We start from the raw sequence: 14783 nt of genomic DNA on the forward strand, positions 1-14783 counted from the left end.
CCAGACTCTATTCTTCTTCAAGGTTAGGCATTGGAGCATCGTTTGGTATCGTAACATGAACCTGAATAATTCTCCGGCTATCGGACATAGCAACTTTAAAGAGATAACCGTTGATATCAACAGACTCTCCTCTGGCGGGTAAGTGACCGAATGCCTGCATAACCAGACCACCAATAGTATCCACTTCCTCGTCGCTGAATTGGGTACCAAAGGCTTCATTAAAGTCTTCAATCTGAGTGAGCGCTCGCACCGTATAGGTATGACGGCTCAGAGCCCGAATATCGACATCTTCTTCTTCATCGTATTCGTCTTCAATTTCACCGACGATCAGTTCAAGAATATCTTCGATAGTGACCAGACCCGATACACCACCAAATTCATCAATGACGATTGCCATATGATAACGCAGAGAACGGAACTCTTTTAGCATGCGGTCAACCCGCTTACTTTCAGGTACAACGACAGCCTGACGCAGAACTTTATCTATGCTGAATGGTGGGGCATCGGTGCGCATAAATGGCAACAAGTCTTTTGCCATTAAAATCCCTTCAATGTGATCTTTGTCTTCACTGATCACAGGGAAACGTGAATGAGCCGAATCGATAATCACATCCAGACATTCGTCCAGGGTTTGATTACGTTTTAAGGTAACGATTTGGGAACGGGGGATCATGATATCGCGGACACGTTGATCAGAAATATCCATTACCCCTTCGAGCATATCGCGGGTATCAGGATCAATCAGATCGTTTTGTTCAGAGTCACGGATCAGTTCCACCAGTTCATCACGGCTTTTTGGCTCACCGTGAAAGAGCTGGTTAAGAAGAAGAGTAAAAAAACCTTTCTTAGGGCCAGGGTTATCGTTACTTGAAGAATGGTCGTCGCTCATGGCGTTTTAATGAAAATTTCCCATTAAATAAGTTGTTGTCGGTATTTTTTAGCATAAAAATGGTGAGAGTGGTTACTCTTTTTCTGCAAGATAGGGATCAGCATAACCTAGCTTTTGCATAATTTCTGTTTCCAGAGATTCCATTTCTTCTGCTTCATCATCTTCGATATGGTCATAGCCCAGCAGATGCAGGCAGCCGTGCACAACCATATGTGCCCAATGCTCTTCTACGGTTTTTTGTTGCTCCTCCGCTTCTTTTTCAACGACCTGACGACAGATAATTAGATCGCCAAGCAGGGGTAAATCAACCTCTGGTGGTGCTTCAAATGGAAAAGATAACACATTTGTTGGCTTATCTTTACCGCGATAAGTCAGATTTAAGTCTTGGCTTTCTGCCTCATCAACAATGCGGATTGTTACTTCACTTTCAGATTGAAATTGGGGTAAAACCCCATCCAGCCATTGCTGGAACAGGGTTTCTTCAGGAAGACTTTGTGAGCTCTCACAGGCAATTTGTAAATCAAGTATGACTGAACTCATTGTGCTTCCTGTTTGCGTTGTTCACTGAGTGTCTGCTTACGTTTTTGCTCCGTTGCTTCCCACTCTTCATAAGCGATGACCACTTTGGCAACAACCGGGTGACGGACAACATCATCACTGTGGAAAAAGTTAAAACTCAATTCACTGACCCCTGACAGAACCTCAATCGCGTGGTGCAGGCCGGATTTCTGTCCACGAGGCAGGTCAATCTGTGTAACGTCGCCTGTGACAACCGCTTTGGAGTTGAAGCCGATACGGGTCAGGAACATCTTCATCTGCTCTATGGTTGTGTTCTGGCTCTCATCCAGAATAATAAACGCGTCATTAAGAGTTCGTCCACGCATATAAGCTAATGGGGCAACTTCAATAACGTTTCGTTCGATCAGCTTCTCAACTTTTTCAAAACCCAGCATTTCAAACAAGGCGTCGTAGAGCGGGCGCAAATATGGATCAACTTTCTGGCTCAGGTCGCCAGGCAGGAAACCCAGCTTTTCGCCCGCTTCTACTGCCGGGCGGGTTAGCAGGATACGGCGAATTTCCTGACGTTCTAGCGCATCAACGGCAGCGGCAACAGCTAAATAAGTTTTTCCTGTGCCGGCAGGACCAACTCCGAACGTAATATCATGGCTAAGAATATTGGCAATATACTGTGCCTGATTGGGCGTGCGTGGTTTCACCATGCCACGTTTGGTTCGGATATTAACAGATTTGCCGTACTCAGGTATGTTTTCGGCAGCTTGCTCCAGAACCCGGCTCTCTGTAATCTCTAGGTGAATTTGCTCTGGTTTGATATCAGGGATAACACCACGGACAGGGGCCGTTTGCACATATAAATGGCGTAGGATATTGGTGGCGGCACTAACGCTTAACGGTTTGCCCATCAATTTAAAACGGTTGTCTCGACGGCTGATTTCAATGCCCAACCGGCGCTCAAGCTGCTTCAAATTGTCATCAAACGGGCCGCATAGGCTCATCAGGCGTTGATTGTCGGCCGGTTCGAGGAAAATTTCCTGGGTTGCGACTTGTGAATGAGTTTGTTGAATCACTGATTATCTCTATATTTAAGGCTGATAACTGCCGACCCCGATTTCATCTTCTTTGCGGGTACGGGCTATAACGGACTCAGGTGATTCGTGTATACGAAGATCCATCTGATCTTCTGTACGGATGACTTTACCGCGCAGTGAGTTGGCGTAGACATCAACAATTTCAACATCAACGAATTTACCAATCATATCAGGTTGGCCTTCAAAGTTGACGACTCGATTGTTTTCAGTACGGCCGGAAAGTTCCATCACATTTTTACGGGAAGTTCCTTCAACCAGAATACGTTGTACACTACCCAACATAGCACGGCTGTAGCCCATAGCTTGTTGATTGATGCGTTGTTGCAGTAGATAAAGACGCTGTTTTTTCTCTTCTTCGCTGACATCATCAGGCAGATCCGCTGCTGGCGTTCCCGGACGGGCAGAATAGATGAAGCTGTAGCTCATATCGAAATTGACATCAGCGATCAGTTTCATTGTTTTCTCAAAGTCATCTTGGGTTTCACCGGGGAAGCCGATGATAAAGTCAGAGCTTATTAGGATCTCTGCCCGTGCTTTACGCAGTTTGCGGATAATACTTTTATATTCAAGGGCCGTGTGTGCACGTTTCATCAGTGTCAGAATACGATCAGAACCACTTTGTACCGGTAAATGCAGGAAGCTAACCAATTCTGGTGTATCTTCATAAACAGCAATAATATCGTCTGTAAATTCAATTGGGTGGCTGGTGGTAAAACGAATACGATCAATACCATCTATAGCAGCGACCAAACGGATTAACTCAGCGAAAGAGCAGATATCGCCATCATAAGTTGCACCACGATAAGCATTCACGTTCTGCCCTAGAAGATTAACTTCACGTACACCCTGTGCGGCAAGCTGAGCGATTTCAAACAAAACATCATCACTCGGGCGGCTGACTTCTTCACCACGGGTATAAGGTACGACACAGAAAGTACAGTATTTGTTGCAACCCTCCATAATAGAAACGAATGCAGATGGACCTTCAGCACGTGGTTCAGGCAGACGGTCAAATTTCTCAATTTCCGGGAAGCTGATATCAACAACCGGACTGCGGGTGCCTTTCACCTGGTTGATCATTTCAGGTAAACGGTGCAGTGTCTGTGGCCCAAAAATAATATCTACACACTGGGCGCGCTGACGGATGAAATCGCCTTCCTGAGAAGCTACGCAGCCACCGACGCCAATAATGATATCTGGGTTGGTGTCTTTCAAATTTTTCCAGCGGCCTAATTGATGGAAAACTTTTTCTTGTGCTTTTTCACGGATTGAACAGGTATTCAATAGTAAAATGTCTGCTTCTTCGGCGACATCGGTTAACTGATAACCGTGAGTACTTTCGAGCAGGTCGGCCATTTTAGATGAGTCATATTCATTCATCTGACAGCCCCAGGTTTTAATATACAGTTTTTTTATCGTCGACATTTTCTTGTGCATCCGGGCTTTCTACAGTGCTTAAAGAGATTATTGCACTGCAAAAGCAGTTGTGTATTAGGCATAAAGTTGCCGGATATTGTAGTCATTTGAGGGAGCAGTGACCAGACTGTTAAACAGGATATTCTCTACCGAAGGATTAAAAATCCGGTACACTGTGCCAATCAATGAGTTAATAGCATGACTGATATGAATAATTCACAACAGATTTTTGATGTAGTGGTAGTCGGCGCTGGCATGATTGGTGCTGCAATAGCATTGGGGCTGGCGCAGGAAGGCTGGACAGTTGCTTTGTTGGATCATCAGCCACCACAATCTTATGATGCACAGAGTTGCCCAGATGTGCGCGTATCGGCAATCAGTTGTGCTTCTGTAGATTTGCTCAAACAACTTGGTGCATGGGATGCGGTATTACAGATGCGCAGTGCGCCGTATCGTAAATTGGAGACCTGGGAGCAGAATGATTCCAATTTGGTGTTTGATGCACACAGTCTGGGTCTGCCTGAACTGGGCTATATGGTTGAAAACCGTATTTTGCAGCTGGCGCTGTGGCGGCAGTTTGAAAAATATCCCAATTTGACTTTGCTGTGTCCGGCGGAACTGCAATCAATGCAGCGGCAGAAAGCGGGCTGGTTGGTCACTCTGGATAATGGCATTGAAATTAATACCCGTCTGATTGTTGGGGCTGATGGTGCTCGTTCTCAGGTTCGGCAAATGGCTGGGATTGGCAGCCATGGCTGGCAGTACAGACAGTCTTGTATGTTGATTACAGTAAAAACAGAGCAGCCACAGCAGGATATTACCTGGCAGCAGTTTTTTCCTTCTGGCCCAAGAGCATTCCTTCCGCTATTTGATCAATGGGCTTCGTTGGTGTGGTATGACAAACCGGCACGTATACGGCAGTTACAGGCAATGCCAATGGCTCAACTTGAGCAGGAGATTTTTCAGGCCTTTCCTGTGCGGTTAGGTCAAGTGACTCCTGTTGCCGCCGGCTCATTTCCTTTGGCTCGTCATCACGCTAACAGTTATGTGCGTGAAGGATTAGTCTTGTTGGGTGATGCGGCTCATACCATTAATCCGCTGGCAGGGCAGGGGGTAAATCTTGGTTATCGGGATGTGGATACGTTGCTTAATGTTTTGGTGAAGGCCAGAGAATTAATAGAAAAATGGGATTCACTGGAAGTGCTTATGCGTTATCAGCGTTACAGAATGCCGGATAACTTGATGATGCAGGTTGGAATGGATCTGTTTTACACCGTGTTCAGTAATGAGTTACCGGGGCTGAAAGTTGCACGTAATCTGGCATTGATGGCAGCCCAACGAGCTGGAGTAATGAAAAAAGCGGCGCTTAAGTATGCGTTGGGATTGTAACTTATAGATCAGCAGATCATAAACACGTCGTAAATCTATTTATGGTGTAGACATTTTACTCTTTTTTTATATATTTCCATGTATAAGCAAGGGGAGTGTAGGGGACTTGGAAAGCAAAAACCTGCTCGAAAGCAGGTTTTCAGAATTTGGCTGGGGTACCAGGATTTGAACCTGGGAATGCCGGAATCAGAATCCGGTGCCTTACCGCTTGGCGATACCCCAAGAAAATGGTGGCTACGACGGGAATCGAACCTGTGACCCCAGCATTATGAGTGCTGTGCTCTAACCAGCTGAGCTACGTAGCCATTTTATTTACGACGCAAGAGATTTTATCGCAAAATAACAGTGGAGGACATTCAGCTAATGGCTGGGGTACCAGGATTCGAACCTGGGTATGCCAGGATCAAAACCTGGTGCCTTACCGCTTGGCGATACCCCAACTGAAAGTAGTCACTGCTCAACGTGTTGCGTCATCAAAATGGTGGCTGGGGTACCAGGATTCGAACCTGGGTATGCCAGGATCAAAACCTGGTGCCTTACCGCTTGGCGATACCCCATCTACATGATGACAACTTGATGAAAGAAATGGTGCGGGAGGCGAGACTTGAACTCGCACACCTTGCGGCGCCAGAACCTAAATCTGGTGCGTCTACCAATTTCGCCACTCCCGCAAAGATGGTAGCTACGACGGGAATCGAACCTGTGACCCCAGCATTATGAGTGCTGTGCTCTAACCAGCTGAGCTACGTAGCCATCTTTTTGCATTACCTTCATCGGCGTTGCGGGGCGCATTATGCGTATATCAGCTAAATGCGTCAACTGCTTTTTTATTGAAATTTGCTTAAGGTCGCTTGTTTGTTTGGCTTATAAGCATTTTGATGACAAAACCAACAAAAATGAATATTACCCTTCGAGTAAGTGTTGTAACAATACCCCATTAAGCATAGCACGTTTAGTCAGAGCGAAGGCGCCAATAGCGGAACAGTGAACTAATTCAGACACAACGATTGGCAGGTCTTCACGAAATTCTTTTAAAACCTGAGTATTGATACAACTTTGAATAGCGGGTAAGAGCACTTGTTGAGCTTCAGTAATTTCCCCCGCCAGAACAACTTTCTGTGGGTTAAATAAATTGATGGCGATAGAGATGGCCCTACCAAGATAATGGCCGACATTTTTTATAACCTCAGATGCTAATGGATCATGCTGATTTGCGGCCTGACAGATGGCTCTGATATTGCAGTTATTCAATGTTAGTTGACTTGGAAAACCTTGTTTTAATTGATGCTGAACCCGCGCTTCAATTGCTGAATTAGAGGCAATAGTTTCCAGACAACCAAAATTGCCGCAATGACAACGTTCACCGAGGGGATCAATTTGAATATGGCCAATTTCACCTAAGTTCCCTCTATTATTGAGGAATATCTGGCTGTTTATAATCACCCCAGCACCGGCACCTCGATGGATACGTACCAATATCGAGTCTTCACAATCACGGGTGGCGCCAAAATAGCGTTCAGCCAGCGCTAAACTACGGATATCATGACCAACGAAACAGGTCATATTGAAATGTTTTTTCAGGTTATCGACCAGAGTCCAGTTAGTCACTTTAATATGAGGCATATAACGGACAATGCCGGTATTTGGATCAACCAATCCGGGCAGGATAACTGAAATGGCGATTAATTCACGGATCCTACGCTGATTTTGTTGAATAAAGTTTTCTATTGCGCTGATAAGCAAGTTTTCGACTTTTTGCTGGGTGGATTCAGGCAGTGGATAATGCTCTTCAACCAATGCCTTGCCACTCATGTCATAAAGAGCGAGAGTGGCATCATGGCGGCCAAGGCGGACACCGATAGTATGGAAATGACGATTTTCTGTAACGATTGAAATTGCGCGGCGACCTCCGGTAGAGGCTTGTTGATCGACTTCTTTAATCAGGCCGCGTTCAAGTAACTGACGAGTAATTTTAGTCACGCTGGCGGGTGCAAGTTGACTTTGCTCTGCAATTTGAATCCGGGATATTGGCCCTTGTTGATCAATTAACCGGTATACCACAGCGCCGTTAAGTTGCTTTACAAGGTCAATATTACCAATTTGCTTTTGTGTGCTGCTATAACTCATCGGTTATTTTGTTCCTCAAAGGTCAGTTTCTTTTCCGTTAACAATGGTCTTGCAGATTTTAAAGTCGTGACTGAGAACGGTGAGGTTAGCAATTTTACCGGCTTCAATAGTGCCGAGATATTGATCAACACCAATCGCGCGGGCTGGGTAGAGTGCTGCCATCCTCAGTGTTTCATCCAGAGCAATACCAACGTGTTCAACGCTATTTTTAACGGCGTCTATCATAGTGATAGAAGAGCCGCTTAAAGTGCCGTTTTCATCGACACACAATCCATCTCGATAGTATATGGTTTTACCGGCAAAGGTGAAATGCTCCATTTTATTGATAGAAGTATCCATCCCGGCGGGAAGTATGGCATCTGTTACCAGAATCAACTTATCTTTTTTCAGACGTTTCGCATGACGAATGTTTGGCCATGAAACATGAAAACCATCGGAAATAATACCCGCGTAAACTTCTGGTGTATCAAAGATAGCGCCAATCAAACCAGGCTGGCGACCAGAAATGTATGGCATCGCATTATAGAGATGGGTTGAGAGGGTTATGCCATTCTGAAATCCCTGCCGGGCTTCTTCATAACTGGCATTGGAGTGACCGGCAGAAACCACAATCCCTGATTCAATCAACTGGTGAATGTATTTCTGTTCCACCATTTCCGGCGCGAGAGTCAGCTTGATGATGACATCAGCGTTATCGCACAGGAAATTTATCATTTCAGGTGTAGGCTTGCGGATACATTCTGGATTATGAGTGCCTTTCTTTACCGGATTGAGGTAAGGCCCTTCCAGATGCAGGCCCAAAGCTTGAAATTTATTATGCTTCAGATAAGTACGCATCACCTCAACAGAGGCTATCATCAATTCATCTGTACTGGTGATCAGGGTCGGTAAATAGCTGGTACAGCCTGAGCGTTCATTGGCTTTTTGCATAATATCCAGCGTTTTTTCTGAAATATCTTCCAGCCGTTCATTAAATTGAACACCACCACAACCGTTAACTTGCAGGTCGATAAAGCCGGGGGAAAGAATTGCACCATTCAGATCACGTTTTTCAATCTGTTCGGGTAACTCTTGTGTTGGGCAAACTCGTTTAATTAAGCCGCCAGCAATGATAACAGCATGATTATCCAGTCTGTTATGACCAGTATATATAATGCAGTTGGTTAAAGCATACATCTTAGCCTCCTATGGGGTCTGGAGATGATGATTGAGAATAATGACGATAATCAGTCTGAGATAAGCTCAGACTGTCTGGATTCTTATTTTTTGCTGGCAAATATGTCGATAATGTCTGCTTCCAGTTGATGGAAGTACTTAACTGTTTTTACTTTCAATTCCATTGTTGCTGGTTCGTCACAGACAATGATGGATTTTGGGTGCATTTGCAGGCAGCTTACTGTCCACATATGGTTGATATTACCTTCAATAGCGGCCTGGATGGCCTGGGCTTTATTCAGACCGGTAGCCAGGATCATAACTTCTTCTGCATCCATCAAAGTGCCTACACCTACAGTCAAGGCGTATTTGGGCACCTGATTAATATCATTATCGAAGAAGCGGGAGTTGGCAGTACGGGTTTCTACAGTCAGCGTCTTGATGCGGGTACGGGAAGTCAGGGATGATGCTGGTTCATTGAACGCAATATGGCCGTCATTACCCACTCCACCCATAAACAGATGAATCTGACCATAAGACTTAATTTTGTCTTCATAACGTTGGCATTCTGCATCAATATCAGCAGTATTACCATTGAGTAGATTGATATTTTCCCTTTGTATATCAATATGATCAAAGAAGTTGTGGTGCATAAAACTATGGTAACTTTGTGGATGATTTTCGGGGATACCGACATATTCATCCATATTGAATGTAACGACATGTTTAAAACTGATTTTCCCTGCTTTGTACAGAGCAATCAATTCCTTGTAAGTTGCCAGTGGAGTGCTGCCAGTTGGCATCCCCAAAACAAAAGGGCGCTCAGTGGTTGGATTAAATGCATTGATTTTACTAACGATATAGTGTGCAGACCATTTACCGACATCACTTGCATTTGTTAGGGGGATCAGTCTCATAATTACCTCTTAAAACAAGAAATTATCATGATTAAATATTAGAGTTATACATTATTCTCTTAATTAATCGTCTATAGCCTGAATACTAAAACATTTTCATTGGCAGAAACACTCTGCGCGGTATGATATTTTTAATGATAAAATAAGATTTGTGTGTTAGCTAGCATTTTGACCAAATAATTGGTGATCATGGTGATATTAATCACATATATCGATGAATTAATTTGCGACGAAAAATAAATTTCCTACACTGAAAATTGTAGAATAAATGTTCTTATTGCTTATTTTCATAATGTAGTCATAAGTAGTAAGAGACTCCGGTAATTGAGGATATTAAGGGGGAGCAAGGTGAATATTCTGAGTTATTTGCAAAGAGTGGGACGAGCATTAATGGTACCGGTAGCCACACTGCCTGCTGCTGCAATACTAATGGGGATAGGTTACTGGATCGACCCGGTAGGCTGGGGAGCTGATAATGCACTGGCAGCTTTGTTGATTAAATCTGGTGAAGCCATTATTAAGAACATGCCAATGTTGTTTGCTATTGGTGTGGCTTATGGCATGTCTAAAGATAAGGATGGTGCGGCGGCACTGACAGGTTTTGTCGGTTTTTTAGTCGTAACGACACTGTGTTCTCCGGCAGCGGTATCTATGATCCAGGGTATTCCGGTTGACGATGTACCAAAAGCCTTTAGTAAAATTGATAACCAATTTGTGGGTATTTTAGTTGGTGTTGTGTCTGCTGAACTGTATAACCGCTTTAGTGGTGTTGAACTGCCGAAAGCGTTGTCATTTTTCAGCGGTCGTCGTTTGGTCCCCATCCTGATCTCTTTCCTGATGATTCTGGTTGCTTTCATTCTGATGTATGTATGGCCGGTGGTTTATAATGCACTGGTCACTTTTGGTGAAAGTATTAAAGATCTCGGTGCTACAGGTGCCGGTATCTATGCCTTTTTTAACCGCCTACTGATTCCTGTTGGCCTGCATCATGCCCTGAACTCTGTATTCTGGTTTGATGTTGCTGGTATCAACGATATTCCTAATTTCCTCGGTGGTCAGAAATCCATTGTAGATGGTAGCGCAATTGTTGGTATTACCGGCCGTTATCAGGCAGGTTTCTTCCCTATTATGATGTTTGGTCTACCAGGTGCGGCATTAGCGATGTATCGCTGCGCACGTCCCGAAAATAAGGCCAAAATTGCCGGTATTATGATTGCGGGTTCATTCGCTGCATTTTTCACTGGTATTACTGAGCCTCTAGAGTTCTCCTTCATGTTTGTTGCGCCAGTGCTTTATGTGCTGCACGCGATCTTGACCGGTATTTCAGTGTTTATCGCAGCGACAATGCAGTGGATTGCGGGTTTTGGTTTCAGTGCTGGCTTAGTGGATATGGTACTTTCTTCCCGTAACCCATTAGCGACACATTGGTACATGTTAATCCCACAAGGTCTGGTATTTTTCTGCCTGTATTATTTCGTATTTAGTTTTACTATCAAAAAATTCAATCTGATGACTCCGGGACGTGAGTTGGCAACTGATGGTGAAATTGATGGCTATGATGTTGATGTGGACAAAAATGGTAAAGCAACAGCTAATAACATCCACAATGAAGCTCATCAATATCTTGCCGCAGTGGGTGGCTCAGATAACTTGACAAGCATTGATGCTTGTATTACTCGTCTGCGTCTGTCTGTAAAAAATGTCGATCAGGTCAATGACAATCTGGTTAAACGCCTGGGTGCTTCCGGTATTATCCGCCTGAATAAACAGAGTGTGCAGATTATTGTTGGTACTCGTGCAGAACTGATTGCCAGTGCTATGCGTGATGTTCTGGCAAAAGGTCCGGTTGCTGCTGCGACAGCAAACTATCAACATCAGACAGCGCAGAAAGCGAAGCCTGAAGGCGAACGTAAAATCCTGTTGACGCTGATTGCTCCGGTCAGTGGTGAGTTAATCGATTTGACAGACGTACCTGATGAAGCCTTTTCCAGTAAAGTTGTTGGTGATGGTATTGCTATCAAACCAACATCAAATACTGTGCTTGCGCCAGTGTCCGGTACGATCGTGAAAATTTTCGACACCAATCATGCTTTCTGTATTGAAACTGATGAAGGTTTGGAACTGATTGTACATTTGGGCATTGATACGGTTTCTCTTAACGGTAAAGGTTTTAAACGGTTGGTGAATGAAGGCACCACGGTGAAAGTTGGAGAACCTGTATTGAATCTGGATCTTGATTATCTGAATGCTAATGCTAAATCTATGATTAGTCCGGTTATCGTCAGCAATATTGATGATTATATCGGTATCAATATCTTGGCAAAAGGTCAGGTAAAAGCAGGACAGACAAAATTATTTGATGTGCTGAGATAAACAACAGACAAGTCCGTAAAAGTTGATAAAAAGTTTTCAATAAAATGAAAAACGGGAAGAGTGCCACTTTTCCCGTTTTTCGCTTTAACTTTGCTCTGAATCGCCATTTGGCAGTAACAAACGGTTGTTTCTCGGCACTGCTTGTTGGATTATAGGCGGTTATGTGACGCGCTTTTGGCATTATTGAGGTATAAAACAATGAGTGAGGCAGATGCCCGCCCGACAAACTTTATTCGTCAAATAATTGATGAAGATTTGGCAGTTGGTAAACATACATCCGTACATACCCGCTTCCCACCTGAACCCAATGGTTATCTGCATATTGGTCATGCAAAATCTATCTGTTTGAACTTTGGGATTGCAGAGGATTATCAGGGCCAGTGCAATCTGCGTTTTGACGATACTAATCCGGTTAAGGAAGATGTTGAGTACGTTGATTCTATTAAAAATGACGTTCAGTGGTTAGGTTTTGAGTGGAGTGGTGATATTCGCTACTCTTCCAATTATTTTGATACGTTGTATCAGTATGCTATTGAATTGATCAATAAAGGCCTGGCTTATGTTGATGAATTGAGCCCGGAAGAGATCCGTGAATATCGCGGCACATTGAAAGAGCCGGGTAAAAACAGCCCGTATCGTGACCGTAGTATTGGTGAAAACCTGGCACTGTTTGAAAAAATGCGTGCCGGTGAATTTGGCGAAGGTAAAGCTTGCCTGCGAGCCAAGATCGATATGGCATCACCTTTTATTGTGATGCGCGATCCGGTTTTGTACCGTATTAAATTTGCAGAACATCATCAGTCTGGTAACAAATGGTGCATCTACCCGATGTACGATTTTACTCACTGTATTTCTGATGCGCTAGAAGGTATTACACATTCGCTGTGTACATTGGAATTCCAGGATAATCGTCGTTTGTACGACTGGGTGCTGGATAATATCACCATTGATTGTCATCCGCGTCAGTATGAATTCTCGCGTCTGAATCTTGAATACACGGTGATGTCCAAGCGTAAGCTGAACCTATTGGTGACCGACAAGATTGTTGCAGGTTGGGATGATCCACGGATGCCGACTATCTCAGGTTTGCGTCGTCGTGGTTATACTGCCGCTTCCATTCGTGAATTCTGCCGTCGTATTGGTGTGACTAAGCAGGACAATAATGTGGAAATGGCCGCATTGGAGTCCTGTATCCGTGATGATCTGAACGAAAATGCCCCTCGCGCAATGGCTGTTCTCGATCCGGTCAGGCTGGTGATCGAAAACAGGCCGGAAGGGGAGCAGATGCTGAGTATGCCTAATCATCCGAATAAACCGGAGATGGGCAGCCGTGAAGTGCCATTCAACCGTGAGATCTATATTGACCGGGCAGATTTCCGTGAAGAAGCTAACCGTCAATATAAACGCTTAGTTTTGGGTAAAGAAGTTCGTTTGCGTAACGCTTATATCATCAAAGCAGAGCGTGTTGAAAAAGATGCTGACGGCAATATCACGACAATCTATTGCCGCTATGATGAGCAGACGCTGAATAAAGATCCGGCAGATGGACGTAAAGTGAAAGGTGTTATTCATTGGATCAGTGCGTCCCATGCTGTTCCTGCTGAATTCCGTCTGTATGATCGTCTATTCAGCGTACCAAATCCCGGTGCAGAGGATGATTTTCTGGCGACAATTAACCCAGAATCACTGGTGGTCCATCAGGGCTTTGTTGAGCCAAGTTTAGCGAATGCCAAGTCAGAAAAAACGTATCAGTTTGAGCGTGAAGGTTATTTCTGTGCTGATAGTTGTTATTCCAGTGCAGAAAGTCTGGTATTTAACCGTACTGTTGGTCTGCGTGATACCTGGACAAAAATTTCTCAGGATTAATTGAGATAATGAACTGTACCCAACGAGTTGGATATGAGGCCAACAGTTGAGGTGCAGTTTTTTTGCTAAATATTGTTATTTCTCTATATTGCTATTTCTCTTGTGGAAATAAATTATCTGCCATGAAATCGACAAAAGCTCTGACTTTGGGTAGTACCCAGCGGTTAGAGGGCCATAGGATACGGAAAGTACTCGAAGTACCCGCCCATTTGTCTAAAACTGTTAATAATGTACCGCTAGCCAATGCTTGCTTAACGGTAAAATCAGGTAAACAGGCGATACCGTGACCTTGGATCGCCATGTGAAGCAGCGTTTCGACATGATTGCTGGTCATCTTTGCCTGAAGATGTATATCTACTGAGGATTTTCCCGCGCGCAGCGGCCACTTCTCTAAAAGACCTGTAGTTGGAAAACGGTGCATCAGGCAGGCGTGATGTAATAACTCTTCGGGTTGTGATGGTTTACCGTGTTGGGCAAAATAGTTGGGAGCGCCAACATAAACGAAACGGCTGGATCCTATACGTTTGTTCATCAATCGTGAATCATTAAGCTCTCCTGTACGAACCACCGCGTCGAAACCTTCATTAATGACATCAACTAATCGATCACTAAAGTCCAGCTCCAGTTCTATCTGTGGATAACGAGTCGCAAAAGCGGATAATACGGGCAGCATCAGATTACTGATTAATGGTAAGCTCACCCGAAGGCGACCTTGAGGGGCAGAGATGGAACTCAACAATTCATTTTCCGCCGTGGAGATTTCATCAAGGATACGTTTGCAGCGTTCAAGGAATAGTGAGCCTTCAGCAGTTAAACTGACGCTACGGGTGCTACGCTGGAGCAGACGTACACCTAATTTCTCTTCTAATCGGGATATGCTTTTGCTGACGGACGAAGGAGATAGTCCGAGTTGCCGGGCTGCGTCTGCAAAGCTACGAGCTTCGGCGACATGAATGAAGATCATGAATCCACTCAAATTGTTCATCTAGGCCTCCTGGTTTTTTTAGATCACGATTGGTGACAGAAAAGCCACTTCAGAAGTGA

Annotated in this window: 10 protein-coding genes, 6 tRNA genes and 2 pseudogenes; 4 read left to right on the top strand and 14 right to left on the bottom strand. The window is 44.3% G+C overall.

Annotation, left to right across the window (positions count from 1 at the left end):
- Positions 1–7: 7 nt before the first annotated feature.
- The 4 genes from corC to miaB all read right to left on the bottom strand — a co-directional run bounded on the left by corC (position 8) and on the right by miaB (position 3921).
- Positions 8–889, bottom strand: a complete 882-nt coding sequence (gene corC, locus PTE_RS21340; protein WP_036850495.1) for a CNNM family magnesium/cobalt transport protein CorC — start codon at positions 887–889, stop codon at positions 8–10.
- Positions 890–961: 72 nt separating this feature from the next.
- Positions 962–1429, bottom strand: coding sequence for an rRNA maturation RNase YbeY (ybeY, locus tag PTE_RS21345; RefSeq protein ID WP_036850498.1), 468 nt, complete (start codon positions 1427–1429; stop codon positions 962–964).
- On the bottom strand, positions 1426–2403 hold the full coding sequence (locus PTE_RS21350) for a PhoH family protein (protein ID WP_198539153.1): 978 nt from the start codon (positions 2401–2403) through the stop codon (positions 1426–1428). Before PTE_RS21350 ends, ybeY begins: the two co-directional genes overlap by 4 nt.
- Positions 2404–2490: 87 nt before the next feature.
- A complete protein-coding gene (gene miaB, locus PTE_RS21355) occupies positions 2491–3921 on the bottom strand; it encodes a tRNA (N6-isopentenyl adenosine(37)-C2)-methylthiotransferase MiaB (protein ID WP_036850500.1) in 1431 nt (476 codons plus the stop codon).
- Between the two features lie 189 nt (positions 3922–4110).
- Here miaB and ubiF point away from each other — a divergent pair, with 189 nt between their 5' ends.
- Complete coding sequence (ubiF, locus tag PTE_RS21360) at positions 4111–5301, top strand: 3-demethoxyubiquinol 3-hydroxylase (protein ID WP_036850503.1); 1191 nt, start codon at positions 4111–4113, stop codon at positions 5299–5301.
- Between the two features lie 147 nt (positions 5302–5448).
- Here ubiF and PTE_RS21365 read toward each other — a convergent pair.
- From PTE_RS21365 to nagB, 9 genes are all read right to left on the bottom strand, one after another.
- Positions 5449–5523 (bottom strand) — tRNA-Gln (locus PTE_RS21365).
- A 6-nt stretch (positions 5524–5529) separates the two neighbouring features.
- Positions 5530–5606 (bottom strand) — tRNA-Met (locus PTE_RS21370).
- A gap of 59 nt (positions 5607–5665) precedes the next feature.
- Positions 5666–5740: transfer RNA gene (locus PTE_RS21375), tRNA-Gln, on the bottom strand.
- 43 nt (positions 5741–5783) lie between these two features.
- Positions 5784–5858 (bottom strand) — tRNA-Gln (locus PTE_RS21380).
- A 29-nt stretch (positions 5859–5887) separates the two neighbouring features.
- Positions 5888–5972: transfer RNA gene (locus tag PTE_RS21385), tRNA-Leu, on the bottom strand.
- Positions 5973–5977: 5 nt separating this feature from the next.
- Positions 5978–6054 (bottom strand) — tRNA-Met (locus PTE_RS21390).
- Positions 6055–6204: 150 nt separating this feature from the next.
- Entirely contained in the window at positions 6205–7428 is a 1224-nt protein-coding gene (gene nagC, locus PTE_RS21395) for a DNA-binding transcriptional regulator NagC (RefSeq protein ID WP_036850506.1), read from the bottom strand.
- Positions 7429–7443: 15 nt separating this feature from the next.
- Positions 7444–8604, bottom strand: a complete 1161-nt coding sequence (nagA, locus tag PTE_RS21400) for an N-acetylglucosamine-6-phosphate deacetylase (protein ID WP_036850509.1) — start codon at positions 8602–8604, stop codon at positions 7444–7446.
- Positions 8605–8687: 83 nt separating this feature from the next.
- Positions 8688–9500, bottom strand: coding sequence for a glucosamine-6-phosphate deaminase (gene nagB, locus PTE_RS21405; RefSeq protein WP_036850511.1), 813 nt, complete (start codon positions 9498–9500; stop codon positions 8688–8690).
- Between the two features lie 348 nt (positions 9501–9848).
- On the opposite strand from nagB, the pseudogene nagE reads away from it, so the two are divergent.
- The 3 genes and pseudogenes from nagE to glnS form a co-directional block, all read left to right on the top strand.
- Positions 9849–11367: pseudogene (gene nagE / locus PTE_RS21410) on the top strand (N-acetylglucosamine-specific PTS transporter subunit IIBC); the annotation flags it as partial.
- Between the two features lie 56 nt (positions 11368–11423).
- Positions 11424–11873: pseudogene (locus PTE_RS27395) on the top strand (glucose PTS transporter subunit IIA); the annotation flags it as partial.
- 198 nt (positions 11874–12071) lie between these two features.
- On the top strand, positions 12072–13739 hold the full coding sequence (gene glnS / locus PTE_RS21415) for a glutamine--tRNA ligase (protein WP_036850515.1): 1668 nt from the start codon (positions 12072–12074) through the stop codon (positions 13737–13739).
- Positions 13740–13830: 91 nt separating this feature from the next.
- On the opposite strand, the gene PTE_RS21420 is transcribed toward glnS, so the two are convergent.
- On the bottom strand, positions 13831–14724 hold the full coding sequence (locus PTE_RS21420) for a LysR family transcriptional regulator (protein ID WP_036850517.1): 894 nt from the start codon (positions 14722–14724) through the stop codon (positions 13831–13833).
- Positions 14725–14783: the final 59 nt, after the last annotated feature.

The organism is Photorhabdus khanii NC19 (genome assembly GCF_000517265.1).
GTDB lineage: Bacteria > Pseudomonadota > Gammaproteobacteria > Enterobacterales > Enterobacteriaceae > Photorhabdus > Photorhabdus khanii.

Excerpts from the sequence above, each read along its gene's own strand:
- miaB (WP_036850500.1), bottom strand. The coding sequence starts at position 3,921 with ATGTCGACGATAAAAAAACTGTATATTAAAACCTGGGGCTGTCAGATG.
- glnS (WP_036850515.1), top strand. The coding sequence starts at position 12,072 with ATGAGTGAGGCAGATGCCCGCCCGACAAACTTTATTCGTCAAATAATT.
- PTE_RS21350 (WP_198539153.1), bottom strand. The coding sequence starts at position 2,403 with ATGAGCCTATGCGGCCCGTTTGATGACAATTTGAAGCAGCTTGAGCGC.
- ubiF (WP_036850503.1), top strand. The coding sequence starts at position 4,111 with ATGACTGATATGAATAATTCACAACAGATTTTTGATGTAGTGGTAGTC.
- corC (WP_036850495.1), bottom strand. The coding sequence starts at position 889 with ATGAGCGACGACCATTCTTCAAGTAACGATAACCCTGGCCCTAAGAAA.
- nagC (WP_036850506.1), bottom strand. The coding sequence starts at position 7,428 with ATGAGTTATAGCAGCACACAAAAGCAAATTGGTAATATTGACCTTGTA.
- ybeY (WP_036850498.1), bottom strand. The coding sequence starts at position 1,429 with ATGAGTTCAGTCATACTTGATTTACAAATTGCCTGTGAGAGCTCACAA.
- nagA (WP_036850509.1), bottom strand. The coding sequence starts at position 8,604 with ATGTATGCTTTAACCAACTGCATTATATATACTGGTCATAACAGACTG.
- PTE_RS21420 (WP_036850517.1), bottom strand. The coding sequence starts at position 14,724 with ATGAACAATTTGAGTGGATTCATGATCTTCATTCATGTCGCCGAAGCT.
- nagB (WP_036850511.1), bottom strand. The coding sequence starts at position 9,500 with ATGAGACTGATCCCCCTAACAAATGCAAGTGATGTCGGTAAATGGTCT.